The sequence below is a fragment of the Nocardia sp. NBC_00565 genome (genome assembly GCF_036345915.1).
Lineage (GTDB): Bacteria > Actinomycetota > Actinomycetes > Mycobacteriales > Mycobacteriaceae > Nocardia.
In genome coordinates this window covers 1,104,825-1,126,208 of the sequence record NZ_CP107785.1, presented here as the reverse complement: position 1 = coordinate 1,126,208, position 21,384 = coordinate 1,104,825, and the positions used below count along the sequence as shown (strand labels likewise).

The 21,384-nt window shown below is 66.6% G+C and carries 18 protein-coding genes; 9 read left to right on the top strand and 9 right to left on the bottom strand.

Annotated elements, in window-relative coordinates:
* Positions 1-17: 17 nt before the first annotated feature.
* Both OG874_RS05530 and OG874_RS05525 read right to left on the bottom strand, forming a co-directional pair.
* Entirely contained in the window at positions 18-1,193 is a 1,176-nt protein-coding gene (locus tag OG874_RS05530) for an NAD(P)/FAD-dependent oxidoreductase (RefSeq protein WP_330254047.1), read from the bottom strand.
* A gap of 117 nt (positions 1,194-1,310) precedes the next feature.
* Positions 1,311-2,006 (bottom strand): NAD(P)-dependent oxidoreductase, encoded by a 696-nt coding sequence (locus OG874_RS05525; protein ID WP_330254046.1) that lies wholly within the window; start codon positions 2,004-2,006, stop codon positions 1,311-1,313.
* Positions 2,007-2,102: 96 nt separating this feature from the next.
* Between OG874_RS05525 and OG874_RS05520 the strand changes: the two genes are divergently transcribed.
* The 5 genes from OG874_RS05520 (at position 2,103) to OG874_RS05500 (ending at position 6,444) form a co-directional block, all read left to right on the top strand.
* Positions 2,103-2,606, top strand: a complete 504-nt coding sequence (locus OG874_RS05520) for a MarR family transcriptional regulator (protein WP_330254045.1) — start codon at positions 2,103-2,105, stop codon at positions 2,604-2,606.
* A gap of 106 nt (positions 2,607-2,712) precedes the next feature.
* Positions 2,713-4,239, top strand: coding sequence for a multicopper oxidase family protein (locus OG874_RS05515; RefSeq protein ID WP_330254044.1), 1,527 nt, complete (start codon positions 2,713-2,715; stop codon positions 4,237-4,239).
* Positions 4,240-4,307: 68 nt separating this feature from the next.
* The gene (locus OG874_RS05510) at positions 4,308-5,039 is read left to right on the top strand and encodes an ABC transporter ATP-binding protein (RefSeq protein ID WP_330254043.1); all 732 of its coding nucleotides are present in this window, start codon (positions 4,308-4,310) and stop codon (positions 5,037-5,039) included.
* On the top strand, positions 5,036-5,824 hold the full coding sequence (locus tag OG874_RS05505; protein ID WP_330254042.1) for an ABC transporter permease: 789 nt from the start codon (positions 5,036-5,038) through the stop codon (positions 5,822-5,824). The genes OG874_RS05510 and OG874_RS05505 overlap by 4 nt, the downstream gene beginning before the upstream one ends.
* On the top strand, positions 5,821-6,444 hold the full coding sequence (locus tag OG874_RS05500) for a TetR/AcrR family transcriptional regulator (RefSeq protein ID WP_330254041.1): 624 nt from the start codon (positions 5,821-5,823) through the stop codon (positions 6,442-6,444). Before OG874_RS05505 ends, OG874_RS05500 begins: the two co-directional genes overlap by 4 nt.
* 63 nt (positions 6,445-6,507) lie before the next feature.
* Here the strand turns inward: OG874_RS05500 and OG874_RS05495 are convergent, their stop codons facing one another.
* The 4 genes from OG874_RS05495 to OG874_RS05480 form a co-directional block, all read right to left on the bottom strand.
* The gene (locus OG874_RS05495) at positions 6,508-6,741 is read right to left on the bottom strand and encodes a Trm112 family protein (protein ID WP_330254040.1); all 234 of its coding nucleotides are present in this window, start codon (positions 6,739-6,741) and stop codon (positions 6,508-6,510) included.
* 21 nt (positions 6,742-6,762) lie between these two features.
* Positions 6,763-7,260, bottom strand: coding sequence for a GtrA family protein (locus OG874_RS05490; protein ID WP_330254039.1), 498 nt, complete (start codon positions 7,258-7,260; stop codon positions 6,763-6,765).
* Positions 7,257-9,506, bottom strand: a complete 2,250-nt coding sequence (locus OG874_RS05485) for a hypothetical protein (RefSeq protein ID WP_442943294.1) — start codon at positions 9,504-9,506, stop codon at positions 7,257-7,259. Before OG874_RS05485 ends, OG874_RS05490 begins: the two co-directional genes overlap by 4 nt.
* A 120-nt stretch (positions 9,507-9,626) precedes the next feature.
* Entirely contained in the window at positions 9,627-11,825 is a 2,199-nt protein-coding gene (locus OG874_RS05480) for a hypothetical protein (protein WP_330257187.1), read from the bottom strand.
* A 293-nt stretch (positions 11,826-12,118) separates the two neighbouring features.
* Here OG874_RS05480 and OG874_RS05475 point away from each other — a divergent pair, with 293 nt between their 5' ends.
* Both OG874_RS05475 and rffA read left to right on the top strand, forming a co-directional pair.
* Entirely contained in the window at positions 12,119-13,210 is a 1,092-nt protein-coding gene (locus OG874_RS05475; protein WP_330254038.1) for a glycosyltransferase, read from the top strand.
* Positions 13,200-14,339 carry a dTDP-4-amino-4,6-dideoxygalactose transaminase gene (gene rffA / locus OG874_RS05470; protein ID WP_330254037.1) on the top strand — a complete coding sequence of 380 codons (1,140 nt, stop codon included), beginning with the start codon at positions 13,200-13,202 and terminating at the stop codon, positions 14,337-14,339. Before OG874_RS05475 ends, rffA begins: the two co-directional genes overlap by 11 nt.
* Before the next feature lie 9 nt (positions 14,340-14,348).
* On the opposite strand, the gene OG874_RS05465 is transcribed toward rffA, so the two are convergent.
* The 3 genes from OG874_RS05465 to OG874_RS05455 form a co-directional block, all read right to left on the bottom strand.
* A complete protein-coding gene (locus OG874_RS05465) occupies positions 14,349-14,975 on the bottom strand; it encodes a class I SAM-dependent methyltransferase (protein WP_330254036.1) in 627 nt (208 codons plus the stop codon).
* Between the two features lie 80 nt (positions 14,976-15,055).
* Positions 15,056-15,346, bottom strand: coding sequence for a hypothetical protein (locus OG874_RS05460; RefSeq protein WP_330254035.1), 291 nt, complete (start codon positions 15,344-15,346; stop codon positions 15,056-15,058).
* Positions 15,347-15,415: 69 nt separating this feature from the next.
* Positions 15,416-18,367, bottom strand: coding sequence for an acyl-CoA synthetase (locus tag OG874_RS05455; RefSeq protein ID WP_330254034.1), 2,952 nt, complete (start codon positions 18,365-18,367; stop codon positions 15,416-15,418).
* 496 nt (positions 18,368-18,863) lie between these two features.
* Here OG874_RS05455 and OG874_RS05450 point away from each other — a divergent pair, with 496 nt between their 5' ends.
* Positions 18,864-20,270, top strand: coding sequence for a family 2B encapsulin nanocompartment shell protein (locus OG874_RS05450; protein ID WP_330254033.1), 1,407 nt, complete (start codon positions 18,864-18,866; stop codon positions 20,268-20,270).
* Positions 20,271-20,285: 15 nt separating this feature from the next.
* A complete protein-coding gene (locus tag OG874_RS05445; protein WP_330254032.1) occupies positions 20,286-21,359 on the top strand; it encodes a hypothetical protein in 1,074 nt (357 codons plus the stop codon).
* The last annotated feature ends 25 nt before the right edge of the window (positions 21,360-21,384 follow it).

Here is a 21,384-nt window from a genome sequence, read left to right as displayed (position 1 = left end):
TGTTCCGGGCCCGGTTCTCATGCGGTGCGACGAGTGGCCTTGCCGCCCTTGGACAGCTGGACCGAGACCGTCATCTTCTTGCTGAGCTTGAAGCTGGGCACCGGGCTGCTGCTCACGGCCCCCTTGTACAGCACCGCGGCGCGTCCGGTCAGGGAGAACCGGCCGGGTGTGTCGTCGGCCTTGGTGAACTGGATGACCGCGTCCTTGCGGCCCAGGCTGACCGGCTGGTGGAAGTAGCCGAACCGGAACGGCTCGACCCTCTTGCCCTTCAACTGCCGCACGAGGGCGTCGGCAGCGTAAGCGGCGGTCGGCAGGCCGGACTGGCAGGTGCCGTGGATCTGGCCCCAGGCCTGGCGCACCGCGGCGGCGTCGCCGATGGCGTGGATGTTGGGGTGCGAGACCGACCGCAGGGTCGGGTCGACCACGATCAGCCCGCGGGCGTCGGTCTCGATACCCGCCTGGGCGGCCAGCCGGGAGACTCGGACGCCGGTGGTCCACAGGGTCAGATCGGCGGCGACCAGTTCGCCGTTGGCGAGTTCGACCGCATCCGGCAGCACCTTGGTGACCGCCTGGCCGACCTCGCGGGCTACCCCCAGCCGATCGAGCGCCTTGTTCAGGTAGGCGCGTGCCTTGTCGCCCATCATCGCGCCCGGCTCGCTGCTGCTGATCAACGTGACCCGCAATCCCGGGCAGCTCTCGGCGATTTCGGCCGCCGCCTCGATGCCGGTCAGACCGCCGCCGCAGACCGCGACATTGCCGCCGTTGGCCGCGACCATGCCGAGGTGCTCGGAGAAACGATGCGCGGTGCGCGGGTCGTTCAGGGTCCAGGCGTGATCGGCCGCGCCGGGCACGATGCTGGTGTCGGTGCTGCTGCCGAGGGCGTAGATCAGCTCGTCGTAGTGCAGTGTTGCGGTGCCGTCGAGATAGACCTGCCGCGCCTCGGGATCAATGGAAGTGGCCCAGCCCTGGACGAATTCGACGCCCGAACCAGCCAGGATCTCCGGGATCTGGTTGTCGGCCAGTTCCTGGCCCGCGGCGATCTGGTGCATGCGCAGCCGCTCGGTGAAGCGCGCGGATGGGTTGACGAGGGTGATCTGCACGTCGAGTTTGCGGGTCCGGTGCGCCAGCCGTACGGCGGCCAGCATGCCGGTGTAGCCCGCGCCCAGGACGACGATCCGCTTCTTGGTGGTCATGGCTTGCTCCCATGGTCGATGTCACCGGGGCAGGATTCTCGGTTGGTGACGACCATGGGACAAACCACCGATGCCGGACGTGACACCCGCCTGGTGTGATGCCGGTCACGCGGCGGATCAGTGCTTGCCGAGCGCCTCGGTCCGGATCAACTGGAACAGGCTCGGGTTGTCGGTCGTCGTGACGACGCTGACGATCCGGTGCGCGAAGCGGTCCTCCTCGGCCAGTCGCAGCAGGGCTGCCGCCAAGTCGACCCGAGCGGTGTATCGATGGTCGGCATGCCCCTCGACCATCGTGTAATCGGTGACAGCGGGCAACTCGTACAACCCACCGGGACGCACAATCGTCCACGCCAGATCACTGGCCCTGAGCAGCGATTCCATCCGCCGCATATCGTCGTAGAGCGTCTTGCCCATGACGCCCGCGATGTAGGGCTGCAGCACCCGATTGAACAGGAACCCGGCTTCCGAATAGGGCTTCGGATCGACCGCACTCGACGAGACGGCCGCGATCCGACGCACGCCGTGGCGGTGCATCGCGGCGATGATGTGGCGAATTCCGTTGGAGTAGGTGGTGATCGGCTCTTTGCCGTACGGCACTCCCAATGCCGACAGCACCGCGTCGGCACCGGCGATCGCGGTATCGACCGAATCCTGTTGGTGGACATCGCCGCCGAAGACGGTGAGCCGATCGTGCTCGATCGGAAACTCCGCAGGCTGCCGGGTGACCGCGACGACGTCGTGGCCCGCCGCGAGGGCCTGCCCGGTCAGCAGTCGCCCGGTGGGTCCGTTGGCTCCGAAAACGCTGATGCGCATGACTTCCTCCTGATGTCTCGGTATGCCTGCGACGCCGATCCATCGGAGCGTCGTATCATATGGAAACCATAACAACTAATATGAAAGTCATACAATATGACAGACGTAACAAAATCGACGGGAGCGAAGCAGCGAGCGCGGCGGCATCGGCAATCGGCCAACGCGGTCAAGGAGTCGCTGCGCGACCTGAACATCCAGTTATCGCTGCTCAACCGGCAGTTCGGCGTGCAGATGCAGCTCAAGGACGCCGACTGGAATTGCCTCGACCTGATCAACCGGCACGGCCCGCTCAGCCCCGGAGCGCTCGCCCGGCTGTCCGGACTGCATCCCGCGACCATGACCGGCGTCCTGGATCGCCTGCAACGCGGCGGCTTCATCACCCGCGAACGCGATCCGGAGGCCACCGACCGCCGCGCCGTCACCGTGCGCGCCACCCAGGACCGCAACCCGGAGCTGTACCGCATGCTCTCCGGCATGAACAACCGCATGGACGACCTGTGCGACCGCTACTCCGCGGCCGAACTGGAGCTGATCGCGGACTTCCTGCGCCGCACCACCGCCGCCGGGCACGACGCGACCGCTGAACTCGCCGGCGAATAACGCCAGCGCACGAAAGTGACATCCCGCCCGAAATCAGGGTGGACCAGGGGCGAAATGGGGACGGTCCCGGATGTGCCGGGGTGCCGCGGATCCATACCGTCATCGCATGTCTTCGGTTTCCCGGCCGCGCAGGTTGCGGCGGTTGCTCCCTGCTATCGCTGCGTTCGCGATGGTTTTGCCGCTTTCGGTCGGTGGCTGCGTCGCCTGGGTGTACACCAATGCGGCCGTATCTACTGTCGGCGCAACCGAATTCAACAATGAGATGGCGGTTCCGCCGCTGGCGCAGTCGCGGATCCGGTCGGATGGCACCCGTGTCTTCGAACTCGATATGCGTTCGGGGCGCACGGAATTCCGGCCTGGCCGGACATCCGAGACCTGGGGGTTCAATGGCGACTATCTCGGACCGACGTTGCGGGCCCGGCGCGGCGAAAAGGTGGAAGTCGAAGTCCGGAACAAGCTTTCGGAGGCCTCGACCGTGCACTGGCACGGGATGCATCTCCCAGCCGCGATGGACGGTGGGCCGCACCAGATGGTGCCGGCCGGTGCCACCTGGTCACCGCACTGGACCGTGGATCAGCCCGCCGCGACACTCTGGTACCACCCGCATCCGCACGGCGCGACCGAACAGCATGTGCGACGTGGGCTGGCGGGGATGTTCCTGCTCGATGACGAGGTGTCCGAAGGGCTCGCGCTGCCGGACAACTACGGCGTCGACGATCTGCCAGTCATCGTCCAGGATGTGAAATTCCGTGGGGCCCAGCTCGATTCGTCGCACGGCATGTTCCGTGACATCGGGTTCCTCGGTGATCGGACCATGGTCAACGGCACCCTGACGCCGTACCGCGCTGTCGGCGACGAACTCGTGCGACTGCGGCTGCTCAACGCCTCGACCGCGCGGATCTATACCTTCGGCTTCGCCGACGACCGGCGCTTCTCGCTCGTCGCCACCGACGGCGGTCTGCTGGAACGTCCGCTCGCACTGGATCGGGTGCGCCTGTCACCGGGTGAGCGCGCGGAGATCGTGGTCCGGGTGCGGCCCGGTGAACGCACCGTGCTGCGCAGCACGAAACTCGATGCGGGACTGAACTTCTGGAGTCAGCGGTTCGCCGGTGGCGACGACAGCTTCGATGTACTCGAGCTGCGCCCGGCGGCCACCCTGCGGCCGTCACCCGAAATGCCCACGGCACTGGCACATCCGTCGACTCCCGACGGCTCCGACTCGGTCACACAACGCACCTTCGAGCTGAATCTCAGTGGGATCAACGGCAATCCGATGGCGATGGACCGCATCGATCTGACAGTGACCCGAGGCACCGCCGAAACCTGGGTGGTGCACAACAACGACGGCATGGCGCACAACTTCCATATACACGACGTCCAGTTCCGGGTGCTCGAGCTGAACGGAACGCCGCCGCCGGACGCGTTGACCGGACCGAAGGACACCATCTTCCTACCGCCCGACGCGACCGCGAAGATCGCCATGCGCTTCGACGGGCCCGCCGATCCGAGCTCGCCCTACATGTATCACTGCCACCTGCTGTGGCATGAGGACCAGGGCATGATGGGCCAGTTTGTTGTGGTCGAGCCGGGCCAATCGGCCGGGACGCCAGCACATCACGAGGGTCACCACTAGACGCGGAGGCCGCGGCGCGCTAAATTCATCACACAATGAATTCAACACCCGATGAATTGAGGCGTCCCATGCCGGACCTGCACTCATCGCCCGCCATCGAGGTTCGCAACCTCTCCGTGCGCCGCGGCGGCCGCGAAGTTCTACACGATATTTCGCTGACCATCCCGCGCGGTTCCATCACCGGACTGCTCGGGCCCTCCGGATGCGGCAAGACCACCCTCATGCGCAGCATCGTCGGCACCCAGATCGTGGCCGCAGGCGAGATCTCCGCGCTCGGGCTCCCGGCCGGATCCGCCGAACTGCGGCACCGGATCGGTTACGTGACACAAGCGCCGAGCATCTACGCCGATATCAGCGTGCGCGAGAACGTCGCCTACTACGCCGCGCTCTACGGACGCGACCGCGACGACACCGATTCGGCGATCGCTGCGGTCGGGCTGCTCGAACATGCCCGTCAGCGCGGCGACGAACTCTCCGGCGGGCAGCAGACGCGTGCGTCGCTGGCCTGCGCATTGGTCGCGCAGCCCGAGATCCTGATCCTGGACGAGCCGACGGTCGGCCTGGATCCGGTACTGCGCGTGGATCTGTGGAAGCAGTTCCACGAGTTGGCCGCGAACGGGACGACGCTGCTGGTCTCCAGTCACGTGATGGACGAGGCCGAGCACTGCGACAAACTGCTGCTGGTGCGCGAGGGCGAACTCCTCGCCCAGCTCAGCCCCGACGAACTGCGCGCCGAGACCGGTGAGCAGAACCTCGAACAAGCCTTCCTCGCTCTTATCACGATGGGACACGCGGCATGACTATCGCACTCGCACCCCGCCGGAAGCCGACGCTGCGCCCGTACGCCGCGACGACCGGCCGGATCCTGCGTCAGCTGCGCAACGACCACCGCACTGTCGCAATGATTCTCGTGGTCCCCGCCCTGCTGATGGCCCTGCTGTACTTCATCTACAAGGAGACCCCGACCAACCCGTTCAACCCGGTGCCGATCTTCGACCGGGTCGGCATCAGCATGCTCGGCATCCTGCCGTTCATCGTGATGTTCCTGATCACCGCGATCGCCATGCAGCGCGAACGCACCTCGGGCACGCTGGAGCGGCTGCTCACCACGCCGCTGGCCAAACTGGACCTGCTCGCCGGATACGGCACCGCGTTTTCCGTCGCCGCGGCCGCGCAGGCGGTAGTGGCCTGCCTGGTCTCCTTCGGACTGCTCGGCCTCGATTCGGCGGGTAGTCCGGGCTGGGTGGTGGTGATCGCGATGGTCGACGCGGTCTGCGGCGTCGCGCTCGGCCTGTTGGCAAGTGCCTTCGCCCGCACCGAATTCCAGGCCGTGCAGTTCATGCCGGTGGTGGTCGCACCGCAGATCTTCCTGTGCGGCTTACTCGTTCCGCGCGGGCAGCTGCCGGGCTGGCTGGAGGCGATCAGCAATGTGATGCCGTTGAGTTACGCGGTCGATGCGCTGGAACAGGTTTCGACACATTCGAATGTCACCGGCCAGATGTTCCGTGATCTGGCGGTCGTCGCCGGATTCGCCATCGTCGCGCTGTGCCTCGGCGCGGCCACGCTACGGCGGCGAACCGCGTGACGGCCGAGGCGACCAATGGCGATCGCCGCTCGGGGCGTCGGCCGGGACAGTCCGGCGCCCGCGAGGCGATCCTCACCGCCGCACGCACCCGCTTCGCCGAGGGCGGCTTCGACAAGACCTCGATCCGCGCCGTCGCCGCCGACGCGGGGGTCGATCCGGCGTTGGTCCACCACTACTTCGGGACCAAACAGCAGTTGTTCGCCGCGGTGGTCGATCTGCCGATCGACCCGGAGGCCACGCTGCGCAAGATCGATGTCGCGCCGCTGGATCGACTCGGGGAAACCATTCTCGGCTCGGTGGTCGCGTTGTGGGACTCGCCCGCCGGTCCCGGCATCGTCGCGGCGGTGCGCAGCATCCTCGCCGGCGGCGATATGGCGCTGGCCAGGACATTCGTCTTGGATGTCGTGCTGGAGCGGGTACGGCTGCGAATCGCGACGCCGCAAGACGACGGGCGGGCCCGCGTCGCGCTGGTCGCCACCCAAATGATCGGCGTACTGGTCGCCCGCAAGATCATCGGCGTCGAACCCGTGGCCTCGATGCCCGGCCCCGACCTGGTCGCCGCAGTAGCCCCCACCCTCCAGCACTACCTCACCGGCGAAATAGACACCCCCGCACGCTAGGTGAAGGGCGCATGGCTGCGGCAAACGTCGAGTGGCATCCACATCGGTGGGCCACTCGGCGGCTCAGGCGTCGGCGTGCTGACTGGTGAAGGCGGTGTGTTCGGTATCGGTCACGTCGCGGGCCTCATCGATGAGGAGCACGGGGATGCCGTTTTCGATGGGGTAAGCGCGGCGCAGGCGCGGATTGTAGAGGGCGGTGGCGCCCTTGTCATCGCGGACCAACAGCAACGGACCCTTGTCCTGCGGGCAGGCGAGCAGGCTCAACAACGTGGCGTCCAACGCGGTTTCTTCCGGCATGATCGATAACTTACCCGGCACTCAGAACTGCTCCGCACCGGAACCGGCGGACGGCGGTGGCGGCACCGGGGCCCGCCGGAACGAGATATAGCGATGGCCGAAGTAGCTGGCGATCGCGACCAGTCCCATCACCACCACCGCCGACGGCTTACTCGGCAGGTGCAGCACCGAGACGGCCAGTGACAGCAGGGCCATATTCATCAGCAGCCCACCGGAATTGACCCCGACGAACCGGACGAAGTCGCGAACCGCATGGCCGTGCACTCGGAACACCAGCGTCCGGTGTAGTGCGAACGCGATGACGATGCTGATGGCATAGGCCAGCGCCACCGCGGCGGCGGGCGGCACGCTGTCGCCGAGGATGGCCAACCACATGACGGTCAGCCCCATCCCGAGTGCGGTATTGAAACCGCCGACCACCGCGAAGGCGACCTCCTGCCGGTGCACCAGCCGCAGCAACGGCCCCGGATCCTCGGCTCCCGTCGCCCCCGCGTGCGCCCCCGTCTCGCTGGCGCTCACCGGATCGCGTCCGCCAGATCGGGCTCCGGCACCGGACTGTCCTCGGTCGGCCGAGCCGAGGTGGCGTCGTCCGGCTCGTCGCGACGGTTCCTGCGCAGGTACAACCACTGCAACGCGCCCACCCCGAATACTGCGAGCAGCGCCGTCACGCCGCCGAGCTTCCAGCCCGGCGGACGCCAGGTCAGCTCGAGGTCGGCGTTCTTGGCACCGGCCGGAATATCCACGGCGACGAAGGTTTTCGCGACAACGCTGATCGGGATCTCGTGACCGTTCAGCGTCGCCCGATATCCGGGCCAGCCGAGCCGAGCGAAGACCACCCGCCCACCGTGTTCGGAGTTCACCCGCACCCGGCTGCTCGACTCCGACTCCGACACCGAGGTCGCGGTGCCGCCCTCGACGGTGGCGACACGCCCGTTCTGAGCGGAGCGCAGCCCGGTCGCACGCTCGAGCACCGCGATGTACTTCTCGTGGCCCGGGTAGTCGACCCACTTCCAGCCCGGCGGCGCGGGCTGATTACGCGCGTCCGGATACAGCGCACGCTGGAGCACTACCCGGTCGACCTTCATCAGATCGACGATGGTCGTACCGGTGGTCGGCTCGGTGGCGAATGCCCGGCGGTACGCGTCGGGGCAGACACTGGTGTCCCAGCGCATGCACAGCATCTCGCCGAACCAGAAGTGCCCGTTCGGTGTGTAGCCGCTGACGTAGGTCAGCTCCAGATCCTTGGCGTAATTGCCGAATACCAGTGAGCCATAGCCGCCCTGCAGCGTCCGCTCGCCCGGTTGGATCAGCGCGCGGTCGGCGAGTTGCAGTGTGGTGCCGGGGAAGTCGGGGAACGCGGCCTTCATCTCCGAGCGCCGCTCCGGCAGATTCCAGCTCATCGGCGTCGGCTGCGCCGCATGCACCTGCAGGAATGCGATCGGGAATATCGAGACGATGGTCAGCGCACAGGCCGCCGCCGTCCCTCGGCGCAGGCCCAGCCACACCACCGCGGCCCCGAGCGCCGCGATGCCGAGGGCCGCGACAACGTGCCACACCACCTCGCGCGGCGCCGCCGAGAACGATCGCAGCCACAGCAGCCCGATCAGCACCGCCGCCGCGATGCCGCGGTGGCGCCAGTTGCGGACGGTGGCGTAGCGGCCGAGCAGCACACATACCAGCACCAGCAGACCGAGGGCCAGCATCGGCAGCACCCGGGCGGGCCAGCGCAGCGGGCCGATGGTGCCGGGGCCCGCGGTCCACATCAGCGCCATGATCGCGACGAGCGCGATCGCGGTGAACTCGCGCCAGTTCTCGCGTGCCTTGCGCCAGTCGATGAAGGCCAGCGCCGGAATCAGGAACCAGGCGATGTAGACCACCGGCATCGGCTGTATGTAACCCCACCACGAGTTGTACGCGGGCAGCGTGCTCGGCAGGCTGGCGTTGAGCGATTCCGACCACGGCACGGTCAGGAACTGGTCGTTGTTGATCTGCGCGGTGCCACGCCAGGTCACCTTCGCCGAGAGCATGCTCGGCAGATAGGTCGCCAGCCCCGCAAGCGCGGCGCAGGCCGCCACCGCGAGCAGGCGCAGCGACGGCTGCCACCTGCGCTGGTAGACCACCTCACCGACGGCGACAGCGCCGATCATCAGACCGGCCTCGACGGCCGGGAAGATGTACTGCACCGAAATCGCCAAATATAGAAAGACGAAAGTGGAGATCGGCCCGCCGCGACCGCGCGCGTACCGGACGCCGCTGGCCCAGGCGTGCACCAGCCACGCGGTTCCCGTGAAGGCGGTGTACCAGCTGGCCTCATCGAAGAAGAGCAACCATCCGGTGAAGGGAATCGCGATGCCCGCGACCGCGGCCCATGGCGTCCTCGCGCCGTACTCCAGGCAGATCCGGTACACGCCGAGCCCGAGGATGATCGCGAAGATCAGCTTTATCACCGTGGTGTAGAGCGCGATGTTGTCCACCGAGGGCGCGATCAGATCGATGAGCAGCTGCGGCGGATTCAGCAGGCCTGCCTCTTCGATGGTGTAGTTGCCCGCCATCCAGTGTTCGGGGACCATCGCCGGGAACCGGCCCTCGCGCAGCTGCCGCCCGAGCATCACCCAGAGCGGACCGTACTGCGACTCGCTGTCGTCGGTATAGAAGTGCCGGACGTTGGCCAACAGAACCGAGACGTATCCCGCAATCACACCGAATGCGGTAACGAGACCCCATTTGACCACATCCCGCCGGGCGGGGCCGCTACTTTCCACCACGAGTTCCAGACCCTACAGCCCCCGGCGCCCGGTGTCGGCATGCCCATCGCACGGCGCCTCGTTCCCACACCGGTGTCCCCGCGCCCGTCGGCAGTTCGGCGACCGGACGCGGGTCAGCTGTCACGAAAGAACCTCGGCCAGTTCACGTTCGGGCTCACCGGTCGGGTGGTCGGCGACGGCCGCCGCGTCCCGCCGCCGGGACCGCACATACAGCCACTGCAGCACACCGATACCGGACAATCCGGCCACCATGGTGGCGATGCCGATCTTCCAACCCGGTGGACGCCAGGTGAGCACCAGTTCGGCGTTCTGGGTACCGGCCGGAATGTCCACGGCGACGAAGCTTTTCGCGACCACCTCGATCGGAATCTGCGCACCGTTCAGGGTGACCCGGTAGCCAGGCCAGCCGAGGCGCGCGAATACCACCCGGCCACCCTCGGTCGAGGACACCCGCACCCGGCTGGTGGTGCCGGTCTCGGAGATCGATGTCGCTGTCGCGTTCTCGGCATCCGCTACCCGGCCGTTCACCGTCGAGATCAGGCCGCTCTCGCGCTCCAGCACCGAGATATAGCGCTCGTGGCCGGGATAGTCGACCCACTTCCAACCCTGCGGCGCGGGCTGGTCGCGAGCGTCCGGGAACAGCGCGCGTTGCAACACGACGCGGTCCAGCTTCATCAGATCGACCAGTGGTCGGCCGGTGGTCGGCTCAGGTGCGAACATCCGCCGAAAGGCATCCGGGCAGACGCTGCTGTCCCAGCGCATGCACAGCAGCTCACCGAAATAGAAATGGCCGGTCGGTGTGTAGCCGTTGACGTAGGACAGATCCAATGACTTGGCATAGTTGCCGAAAACCAGGGACCCGTAGGCACCGTCGAGACTGTTGTCCTGCGGCTGCAGCAGCCCACGCTCGGCGAGTTGGATGGTATTGCCGGGAAAGTCCGGGAACACGGCCGCGGCCTGCGAGCGGTTGGTCGGCAGATTCCACGTCATCGGGGTCGGCTGGGCGGCACTGACCTGGAAGTAGGCGATCGGGAACATCGCGACAATGGCCAGCGCACAGGCCGCGGCCACGCCCTTGGTGCGATCCAGCCACACCACACCGCCCCCGAGCGCCACGACCGCGACCACCGCCACCACATGCCAGATCACATCGTGCGGATCGGCGGAGAACGACCGCACCCACAGCAATCCGATCAACACCGCGGCGGCGACGGCGCGCTGCTTCAGCTCACGGACCGTGCCATAGCGCCCGAGCAGCACGCATACCAGCACCAACAGGCCGATCGCGAGCATCGGCAACACCCGCACCGGCCAGCGCAGCGGACCGATCGAACCCGGTCCGGCCGACCACATCAGCATCAGTACCGAGAACACCGCGACCGCGCTGAGTTCACGCCAGCTCTCCCGCGCCCGTCGCCAGTCGATGAACGCCAGTGCCGGAATCAGGAACCAGGCGATATAGGTGACCGGCATCGGCTGCACATAACCCCACCAGGAGGTGAAGGCAGGCAGCGAACTGGGCAGGCTGGCGTTCAGCGATTCCGACCACGGCACGGTCAGGAACTGGTCGTTCATGATCTCCGCGGTGCCGCGCCAAGTCACCTTCGCCGACAGCATGCTCGGCAGGAAAGTCAGCAGGCCGGCCAGGCCGGCGCAAGCCCCGGCGACCGTCAGCCTTACCACCGGCTGCCATTTGCGCCGGTAGACAAGCTCGCCCACCGCCACGGCGAAGAGCATCATGGCCGCCTCGACCGCCGGGAAAATGTACTGCGTGGAGATGGTCAGATACAGGAACACGAAGACCGGGATCGGGCCGCCGTGTCCACGGGTGTAGCGCACCGACGACGCCCAGGCGTGCACCAGCCACGCGGTGCCGGTGAGCGCGGTCATCCAGCTGGCCTCATCGAAGAAGAGGAAGAAGCCCGACAGCGGGAACGCCACGCCCGCCACCGCCGACCACGCGGGCCTGCCGCCGTAGGCGAGGCAGATCCGATACACCCCGAGCGCGGCGATGACACCGAAGATCAATTTCACCAGGGTCGCGTAGACCGCCATGTTGTCGAACGACGGCGCGATCAGATCGATCAGCAGCTGTGGCGGATTGAACAGGCCCGCGTCGTCCATCATGTTGTTGCCCGACATCCACCGCTCGGGCACCAGCACCGGGAAGGTGCCGTCGCGCAATGCGCGACCGAGTCCGATCCACAATCCGGTGTACTGGGATTCGGTGTCGTCGGTATAGAAGTGCCTGGCGTTCGCCAGCAGGACCGCGATATAACCCGCCACCGCACCCAACGCGGTTATGGCGCCCCAGCGCAGGACTTCGCGCCGCGAATCACGGTCGGCGACGCGCGGATCCGGCCCGGCGGCGGTGGCTGGTGTGACCCCGGAGGACCCGCCGGGCGCCGCTGTCGCTGCTGCACTATCCGTCACGAGTTCCAGACCCTACCGTGCGGTGTGCCGCTTGGCATCGACCGCTGACGCGATGATGATGGGGTGATGCGCAGCCCCGGAAGCCGAAACCCGCACCGTGCTAGAGTTCTGGGCGGCTCGGGCTCTGCTGTCCAGCGGGGAGTACCGGCACGCACCGCAATCGAAAGTCGATCCAGCTGATGCCGATTCCCACTACTCCCACGTCCCGTACCGATGTCGTCGCAACGAACGGCCGCACGGGCGGCGATCACGCGCACACGATATCCGTGGTCGTACCGATCTACCGGGGCGAGGATACGATCGAGCCCTTGGTCGCCGAGCTGAACACGCTGACCGTCCCCACCACGACCCCTGGCGGCGCCGTCTTCGAGATCGCCGAGATCATCCTGGTGCACGATCACGGCCCCGATCGTTCCGATGTGGTGCTGCAGGAGCTGGAACGGACCTATCCGCAGGTGCGCACCGTTTGGCTGAGCCGCAACTTCGGCCAGGACGCCGCCACGATCGCGGGCATGTCGGCCGCGCGTGGCCGCTGGATCGTCACCATGGACGAGGACGGCCAACACGATCCCCGCTTCATCGGCACGTTCCTCGACGCCGCCCTCGCCGAACGCGCCGATCTGGTCTATTCGAAACCGACCAACACCCGCCCGCACGGCTTCCTGCGCAATATCACCTCGCGCGGCGCGAAGATCGTGTTGGCGACGATCTTCGCCTTCCCGGATTCGACCCGGTTCGAAAGCTACCGGCTGATCCGCGGCGCCATCGGTCGCCAACTCGCCGAGGTCGCCTCCAATGGCGTCTATCTGGATGTCGCGCTGACCTGGGTGGTCGGCACCGTCGCCCAGGTACCGGTGGCGTTGCGCGCCGAGGGCCGCGAGGAGTCCGGCTACAACTACCGCCGCCTGTTCTCACTGTTCTGGAAGATGGTGCTGTGCAGCGGAACTCGCGGCCTGCGCCTGGTCAGCCTGCTGGGCGTCACGCTGGCGCTGATCGGTGGCGTGATGGCCGCGTTGGTCATCTACGAGGCGCTCACCGCCGACGACTGGGCGCCCGAGGGCTGGGCCTCGATCATTGTGGTGCTACTGCTGGTTTCGGGCGCGACCCTGTTCTCACTCGGCCTCATCGCCGAATACCTCGGGGTGGCTCTGCATATCCTGGTCGGCAAACCGCTGTACTTGACCGTCGATTCACCGACGCCACGCCCGGCGGAGCACCGGGAACTGTCCACGACCGCCGCCAGTAGGGGGACCGACCGGCTTGAGCACTGACCGCGTCATCTTCAGCCGCCCGTTCCGGGCGCGCCGCGAATTGGCCAATCTGGAGGCGGTACTCGCCTCCGACCACAGTCACGGCGACGGGCAGTTCACCGCTGCCGCCACCGAGAAGCTCAAGACCATCACCGCCGCGCCGCATGCGCTGCTGACCACCTCGTGCACGTCCGCACTGGAGATGGCGGGCCTGCTGTTGGAGCTGGGGCCCGACGATGAGGTGATCGTGCCGAGCTTCGCGTTCACCTCGACCGCGACCTCGATGGCGCTGCGTGGGGCCACCTGTGTCTTCGCTGATATTGATCCGGAGACGGGCAATCTGGATCCCGAGTCCGTTGCGGCGGCGGTCACCGAGCGCACCAAAGCCGTGGTCGTCATCCACTACGGCGGCGTCGCCGCGGAGATGGATCGGCTGCTCGCGTTGGCGAACACACACGGTTTCGCCATCGTCGAGGACAACGCGCACGGCCTCGGCGGCAGCTGGCGCGGCCGTCCGCTCGGCACCATCGGTACCCTCGGCACGCTCAGCTTCCACGACACCAAGAACGTGCACTGCGGCGAGGGCGGCGCGCTGCTGCTCACCGACGAGATCCTGATGGCGCGCGCCGAGATCATCCGGGAGAAGGGCACCGACCGCGCCCGGTTCTTGCGGGGCGCGGTCGACAAGTACTCCTGGCAGGATATCGGCTCCAGCTATCTGCCCAGCGAACTCAATGCGGCGGTACTGGACGCCCAGCTGGACGAGTTCGACACCATCCAGGCCGGGCGGCACCAGGTCTGGGACGCCTATGCCGCCGGACTGTCGGACTGGGCCCGCCGCAACGACATTCGACTGATGACGGTGCCCGCCGACCGCGCCCACACCGCACACCTGTACTACCTGCGCACGCCCACCGAGGAACGCCGCGACCAGTTGATCGCGCATCTGGGTGCGCGCGGCATCTCGGCACCGTTCCACTATGTGCCGCTGGATTCCAGCCCGGCCGGTCTCAAACTGGGCCGGACACCGCAGCCGTGTGTGCGCAGCGCCGAATTCTCGGGAACCGTTGTGCGCCTTCCGCTCTGGCCCGATCTGACCGCTGCGCAGGTGGCCCGCGTCGTCGAGGCGGTCACCGACTTCACGGTCTGAGCACCGCGGTCAGGCGCTGAGCACGAACAGCTGCTCGCGGCCGCCCGCGATCAATGACCGCTCCACGATTCGCGATTCGTAGCCACGGATGAGTTCATCGAGGGTCGCCTCGGTGAACCGATGCGCCTGGGCGCCGTCACCGGCGTTGGTGAAGCGTTGACCGATGGCGGCGAGGACGCGGTTATCGCTGGTGGCCAGGTTGCGGATCGGTTCCGCGATAATCACCTGTTTGCGCGCCGCCGCCAGCATCCGGTCGATGATCGGCGCGGGTTCGGGCAGGAAGTGGTACAGACTCGCCTGCATGATCAGATAGTCGCCACCCGGCAGCGGGGTGTGTGCGTGCAGGTCCCGGACTTCGCCGTGCCCGCCCGCCCGCACTACCTGGGCGATGAATCGGGCGTTGAGATCGACGCCGGTGTAGGTCACCGATTTGGCGCGCAGATAGCCCGAATACAGCGTGGCAGGTCCGCAGCACACGTCGACCACGCTCGCGCCGTCGGGGACGATCCCGGCGATGGCTCGATACCGAGCCCCGTAGTGGCGGCCGTACAGCCCACGCATCGTCAGTTCGTAGACGGTTCTGTTGCGATAGATAAAACTCGTACCCACGGTTTCCTTGAACAGATCCGTTGACATCGTCCGCAGTCTGGAATGTATCGTCCGCAGTCTGGAATGTTACGGCGAATCCCCGCCGAGCAAGTACTCGCCCCTGGCGCCTACTGCTGCCCCTGCTGACGGGCGGCTTCCTCACGGATCTCGCGGAGCCTGGTCGCCGCGTCCTTCGTCGGACGAGCTCGGACCGCGGGCGGTGTGTTGGTCGGCAGCTGCTTCGGGGGCTCGGCGACTTTATCGCGGCTGGCGACATACAACCGGTAGGCGCCGTAGCCGACCAGCAGCAGAATCGCCAGCGGCACCAGTGACATCACCAGGCTCTTGACAAAGCCCAGCACCATCAGCACACCCAACAGCGCCAATACGCCGATGCCGAGCCGAACCTTCCACGACATCTCGAACCTCCGTCGTCGTCGAGGACTTGGTATCCACGCTACGCACTTGTGCGGATCGGCGACCGGTGTTCAGTCGGTCCCGAGAATCGCACCCGCTTCGGCATCGGTGAGTACCTCGTACACCTCCGAAGCCCGGTTGTACCACCAGGTGTCGGGTCCCGGCTGCGGTCGGCCCGCCGCCTGCACGGCCCGCGTCGACGGCCGGTAGGAGGAGGTACGCGGGATCTCCTCGACTACGTACACCAGATCGGGACGCTGCAGGTAGTCCAGCGCCTGCAGCGCCTCGGTCACGTCCTTGGGTTCCAACCGGAAGCCCTTTCGGACACTGACCGCGGCGACCGCGAGGAGGTGGTCGCCCACGGGCAGCCCGTACGCGACCTCCATGTCCACAGCGGTGATGTCGTTGAGGGTATCGACGATCGGTTGTGTGAAGACCGGTCCGCGCTCGGTGCGGATCACGGTGTCCTTGCGATCCATCAGCCAGTAATCGCCGTCGCTGTCGCGGCGGAACAGATTCTCCGTCGGCATCCACGCGTCGCCCGCGGTGAACACACCGCGCAACCCGCCGTCGGAGAGGTCGACGCCCTCGGTCGCCTTGCCGATCAGCAGCCCCACCTCGTTATCCGCGCAGCGGCGGGCGAAGCCGGACGCATCCGTGCGGACCTGCTCGGTGACCGGGTCGTAGGCGACCAACTCCACCTTCGCGGTGCCCGGCACCGGACGGCCCTTGCAGCCCGCCTTCACACCGGTCACATTGGCCAGCACCACATCGCCCTCGATGGACGCATAGAACTCCAGCACGCGGGCGGGCGCGAACTGCTCGGTGGCGCGCCGCCACAGTCCGGCGGGCATGCCGGACCCGATGAACAGCCGGATCGGATGTTGGTGTCCGGCGGGGAATACCTCCGCGTCGAGGATGTCGCGCAGCATGGTCCACGTGTAGGTCACCACCGTGACGCCGTAGCGGTGCACCTCCTCGCCGAACCGGATCGGATCCAGCGAGCGGGCCAGCGCGATCCGGCTGCCGCCCGCGATCGCACCCCCCAGGCTCACCAGCAGACCGGAGGAATGATGCAGCGGCGCAAGGCAGTAGACGGTGTCCTTGCGGTCCAGATCGGCCGAGGTCGCGGTGCCGAAGGCCGACAGCGCCCAGCGGTGGTTGGTGATGTACTTGACCTCGGGCCGGTCGCCGGTGCCGGTGACCAGGACGAAGGCCAGTTCACGCGCCAGACCCGGATCCGGGCGGAACCAGGCGGGCAACTCCACCTGGGTGGGATCGATCTGCTCGAGGTCGATCACCTGCTCGCTCGACGGAATATCGAGGTCGCGCGCGTCACCGCCGCCGAGCACCAGCACGCGGGTGCCGGTGGCCGCCGCGGTCCGCAGGTTCTCCGGATCGGAGACCAAGGCCTTGATGCCGGTGAGCTCGATAGCCCGGTCCAGCTCGCTGCCGGGGGCGAGCAGCACGGCCACCGCGCCCAGTCGCGAGAGGGCCGCGACGGTGGCCAGCGCGCTCGGCCGGGTTTCCATCACCACGCCGACGCGCATGGCCGGGCGGATGCCGACCGAGATCAAGCCGCGCACCACGTTATCGATGCGCGCGTTGACGGCCGCGTTGGTGTGCACCCGGTCATCGAAGAGGAACAGATCGCGCAGCGGCGCGTGCCGCGCCTGCTCGGCGAGCAAGCGGCCCAAGGAGATTCGGGTGTGCGGCTGGATCATGCCGAGCCGGGTCAACCGCGGCAGCGCCCGCGCGGCCTCACCGGCCAGTTCGATCGAACCGCGCACGGCATTGCTGGCGATTTCCTCGAGTGCCTTGCCGACACCGGTGCCCGCCTCGGCCAGCGCGGCCGCGGTGTGCACCACCCGGGTGGTCGCCGAGGTCGGCCGGGTGGTGGCGACATGGTCTGCCATCGGCACGATCTCCGGTGGCAGCGGCTGATCGCCGTCCAGCCAATCGACCCACTGCCGCACCAGCGGCCAGGTGTGCCTGGTCGCCGTGCTGCCGGCGACGAGGCCGAAATGTCCCGCGACCAAACTGGCTTCATATACCTCGGCATTGGGCGCGGCCCGGACGATGCCGCGCACCGCGGCGGGCTGGCCGATATCGTCGACCTCACCGAGGACTGCGAGGATCGGGCACTCGAGGTCGGCCAGTGAGATGGGATGGTCCCGGATCACGAAGCCGCCCAGCATCAGTCGGTTGTGCACGACGAACTGCTTGAGCAGATCGGCGGCAGCCGGACCCGCGTAACCGACCCAGCCGTCGTTGTTGAGGAACCGGCGCTGACGCTCCTTGGGCAGCAGCGCTTCCCGATCGTGCAGCTGGCGCAGGAAATCGATGCGCGACTTCGCGGTCTTCACCGGATCCAGCATTTGGAAGCCGACCCGGACCATGGAATCGGTGATCGGCAGCCGGGTCACCACGTGGTCGGCCAGGAACTCCGCGAGATCGGAGACCATGCCGTACGGCAGCCCGAACGGCATGCCGGCGACGACGTCGACCGGGCTGCCGAAGGTTACGATGCTCTCGACGCCTTTACCGGACCGGTAGGCGGTGGTCTGATAGGCGAACATGCCGCCCTGCGAGTAGCCCATCAGGTGCACGCCGCTGCCGGTCGCCTCGCAGACCGTATCGATGGCGCTGTTGATCGCCAGGACATGATCGGCCAGATCTCGTTCCCAGCCGCCCTCCTCACTGGCGGGCGACCCGAAATCGACGACCCAGCAGTCGATTCCGCCGCGGTGCAAGATGCCTACCGCGCCGTCTTCGGCATTCACGTCCCAGATATCGGCATTCACCATCAGCGGCGGCACCAGGACCGCGACCGGGCGCCCCGGCGTCGTATCGTCGGGGAAGTAATGGCGCAGCCGATACATTCTGCGGCGCTCGACGATCTCGAACGGCGACGATTCGACATCAGTGGTCAGCCCGCCGAAGCGGATGACCTCGAGGCCGTTCTGGGCCGTTGCCATCAACCGCTGCACCGACTCGACCACACTCTTCGCATTGAACTTCACGATCGCTCCTGGCCCTACCCTGCAAAGTGACCCGCATCACACACCCTGATGTGCTCAGACGAGCTTCCCACACCGTGTGTCCATTATGTGTCGGCTGTGATCGGTTCCATGTCGGGTGGACCGATCAACTTCCACACCCCATTGTCCCAGGATGTTATCCGTCGTTGTCCGCATCGAGGTCATGTCGTAACCATCCAAGAAACAGACCAGCAATCTCGCGGTTTGATCTTCGAGATTCGCGTGCGCACAGCATCTTTCGCGGTTTAGGATCAATGCCGTTCGGAACGCAATGTCGCGTAAGCCAATTCGCACGAGAGAGTCGCTGCCCGTTGCAATGTCTCGGTCTGCCCTACCCTCTCGGCAACCACGCCATCTCCGCCCTAACAGGCACGCCGCCTGTCGAATTGTTGTGAAAGCCCACCGAATCCGATCAACCGTCGACTACCAGTACAGCACTCTCGACCGTCTCGGTGACCATCTCAGGTGAGGACAACGCATGACCATCGAAATGCCGGTCCAAACAGAAAACAACGTTCGCAAGAGTCTCAGCACCGGTGCCGCCCATCAGCTCGCGCACACCACCAAGTCCGAGCCGCAGATGCAGGGCATCACCTCGCGCTGGCTCACCCGCATGCTGCCGTGGACGCAGGTCAACGGCGGTGTTTACCGCGTCAACCGCCGCCTGACCCATACCGTGGGCAACGGCGAGGTCGAGTTCGTCATCGATGGCGCGCAGGCCAGGGTGATCCCGCTGGAGCTCACCGAACTCCCGCAACTGCGCGACTTCGACGACGAAGAGGTGTTGCGCGCGCTCGCGCAACGATTCGAACAGCGCGACCTCGAACCCGGTACGGTGGTCGCCGAATTCGGTAATCCGATGAATCAGGTCATACTGATCGTGCACGGAAAACTCAGCAAGATCGGCACCGGAGAATACGGCGAGCAAACCAAGTTGGGCATGCTCGGCGGGGGCGATTTCTACGGCGACGAAACGCTCACCGACCCGTCCGCTATTTGGCCGGTCACGGTGAAGACCGTCACCCAGACGACCATGCTGGTCCTGCCTCGGCAAACGCTCGATGAAATACTCCAGCACACCCCGGCACTGCGCGAGCAATTGTCCAGAGTGGCGACCGCACCGGAGCAACCGCAGAACTCCAAGGGCGAGGCGAATATCGAGATCTCCTCGGGCCACTCCGGCGAGCCACTGCTGGAAGGCACCTTCGTCGACCTCGACGCCGCCCCGCGCGAATACGAACTCAGCCTGGCGCAGAGCGTGCTGCGCGTGCACACTCGCGTCGCCGACCTGTTCAACGACCCGATGAACCAGGTCGAACAGCAGTTGCGGCTGACCATCGCGGCGCTCTACGAACGCCGCGAGAGCGATCTGGTGAACAATCCCGACTTCGGGTTGCTGCACAACTGCGACCTGAAACAACGCATCTACAGCGAGTCCGGCGCGCCGACACCGGATGATATGGACGAGCTGCTCAGTATGCGGCGCAGCACGAAATTCTTTTTGGCACACCCGAAAGCGATTGCCGCCTTCGGCCGCGAATGCAGTAAGCGCGGGCTTTATCCCGATCCGGTCGAGGTGGACGGACACCGGGTCTTCGCCTGGCGCGGCGTCCCGATCTACCCGTGCGGCAAGATCCCGGTCAGCGATAACCAGACCACATCGATCCTGGCCATGCGCACGGGCGAGAAGGATCAGGGCGTCATCGGCCTGCACGCGATCGGCATTCCCGACGAATACGAGCCCAGCCTGAACGTCCGCTTCAAGGGCATCGACGACCAGTCGATCATCTCCTACCTGGTCAGCTGTTACTACTCGGCGGCCGTGCTGGTGCCGGACGCGCTGGGCGTGCTCGACAACGTCCTGGTCGCCCGGCAGGCCGACTGACCGGGGTGATGACCGATGTCGGTGCTCTCCCGAGCCTCGGCGGCGCCAGCCACGCATGACGTGGCCGTCGCTGTCGCCGCGCTGCTGTCGAACCTCGATACCACCGCTCCACCGACGCTACCGCTGGAGGATCCGGAATCACCGGATACCTCGGATCTACTCGAAAGCACGGAAACTCTCCAATGCACAGCAGTTCCCGAAGAATCATCCGAAACCCAGGTGGTGGAGGCTGATTCGCCCGAACTGGACCGACCCGCCGAACCTACGGGCCCTGGTCCGGGCAGCCTGCTCGGACCCAGCGGACTCGGCGCGGCTGCGCTCCTACTCCCGCCGACCACGCCTGCCGAAACGGGACTACCTGCTACTCAGGTACCCGACCCCGCACGCACACCTACTATCCCGGCGGCTGGCTTCCAGCCGCCACCGGTGGCCTCAGCCGCCACACCGATCGCTGTCGGCGCGGCGCAGGGGGCCGCGCCGACAGGATCCGCCCCAACACCAACGCAGGGTCGAATTCCACTCGGCCCCACCGGATTGGGCACCGCATCGGCCTACTTGCACGGCACTGCGGCACCGATTCCACCGCTGTACTGTCCACCACCGGTCCGCGATGACCCGGCGTTGGCCGAACTGGTCAACGACGGGCTCGTCGCCTGGGCGCAGGACATCGGCCTCTACGCCGGACGACTGGACGAGCTGCGGGATGCCGACTTCGGCCGCCTGATCATGCTCGCCCATCCGGACAGCAATGATCCCGATCGGCTGCTCGCAGCCGCGAAATGCGCGGTCTCCGAATGGTCGGTCGACGATTACTACTGCGAGGAAGACGCCGATGACACCGCGCCAGACGGCACCGCATCCAAGGCCGAGACCGAACTCGGTCCTCGGCTCGAATTAGCCGCCGCCGCAATGGATCCCGTCCATCTGCCAGCGAGATACGCGCCACAGCTGGAACGGGCGATGCAGGCCGATCCGATCCTGCGCGCGTTCCGTACGTCCTTCGAGCATCTGTCCCGGTATGCGACCCCGGCCCAGCTCGCCCGATTGCGTACCGAGATCGCCGGCTGGTTCATCGCGCACGCGAATTAGCCAGTACCGCAAGGCAATCAGTAGT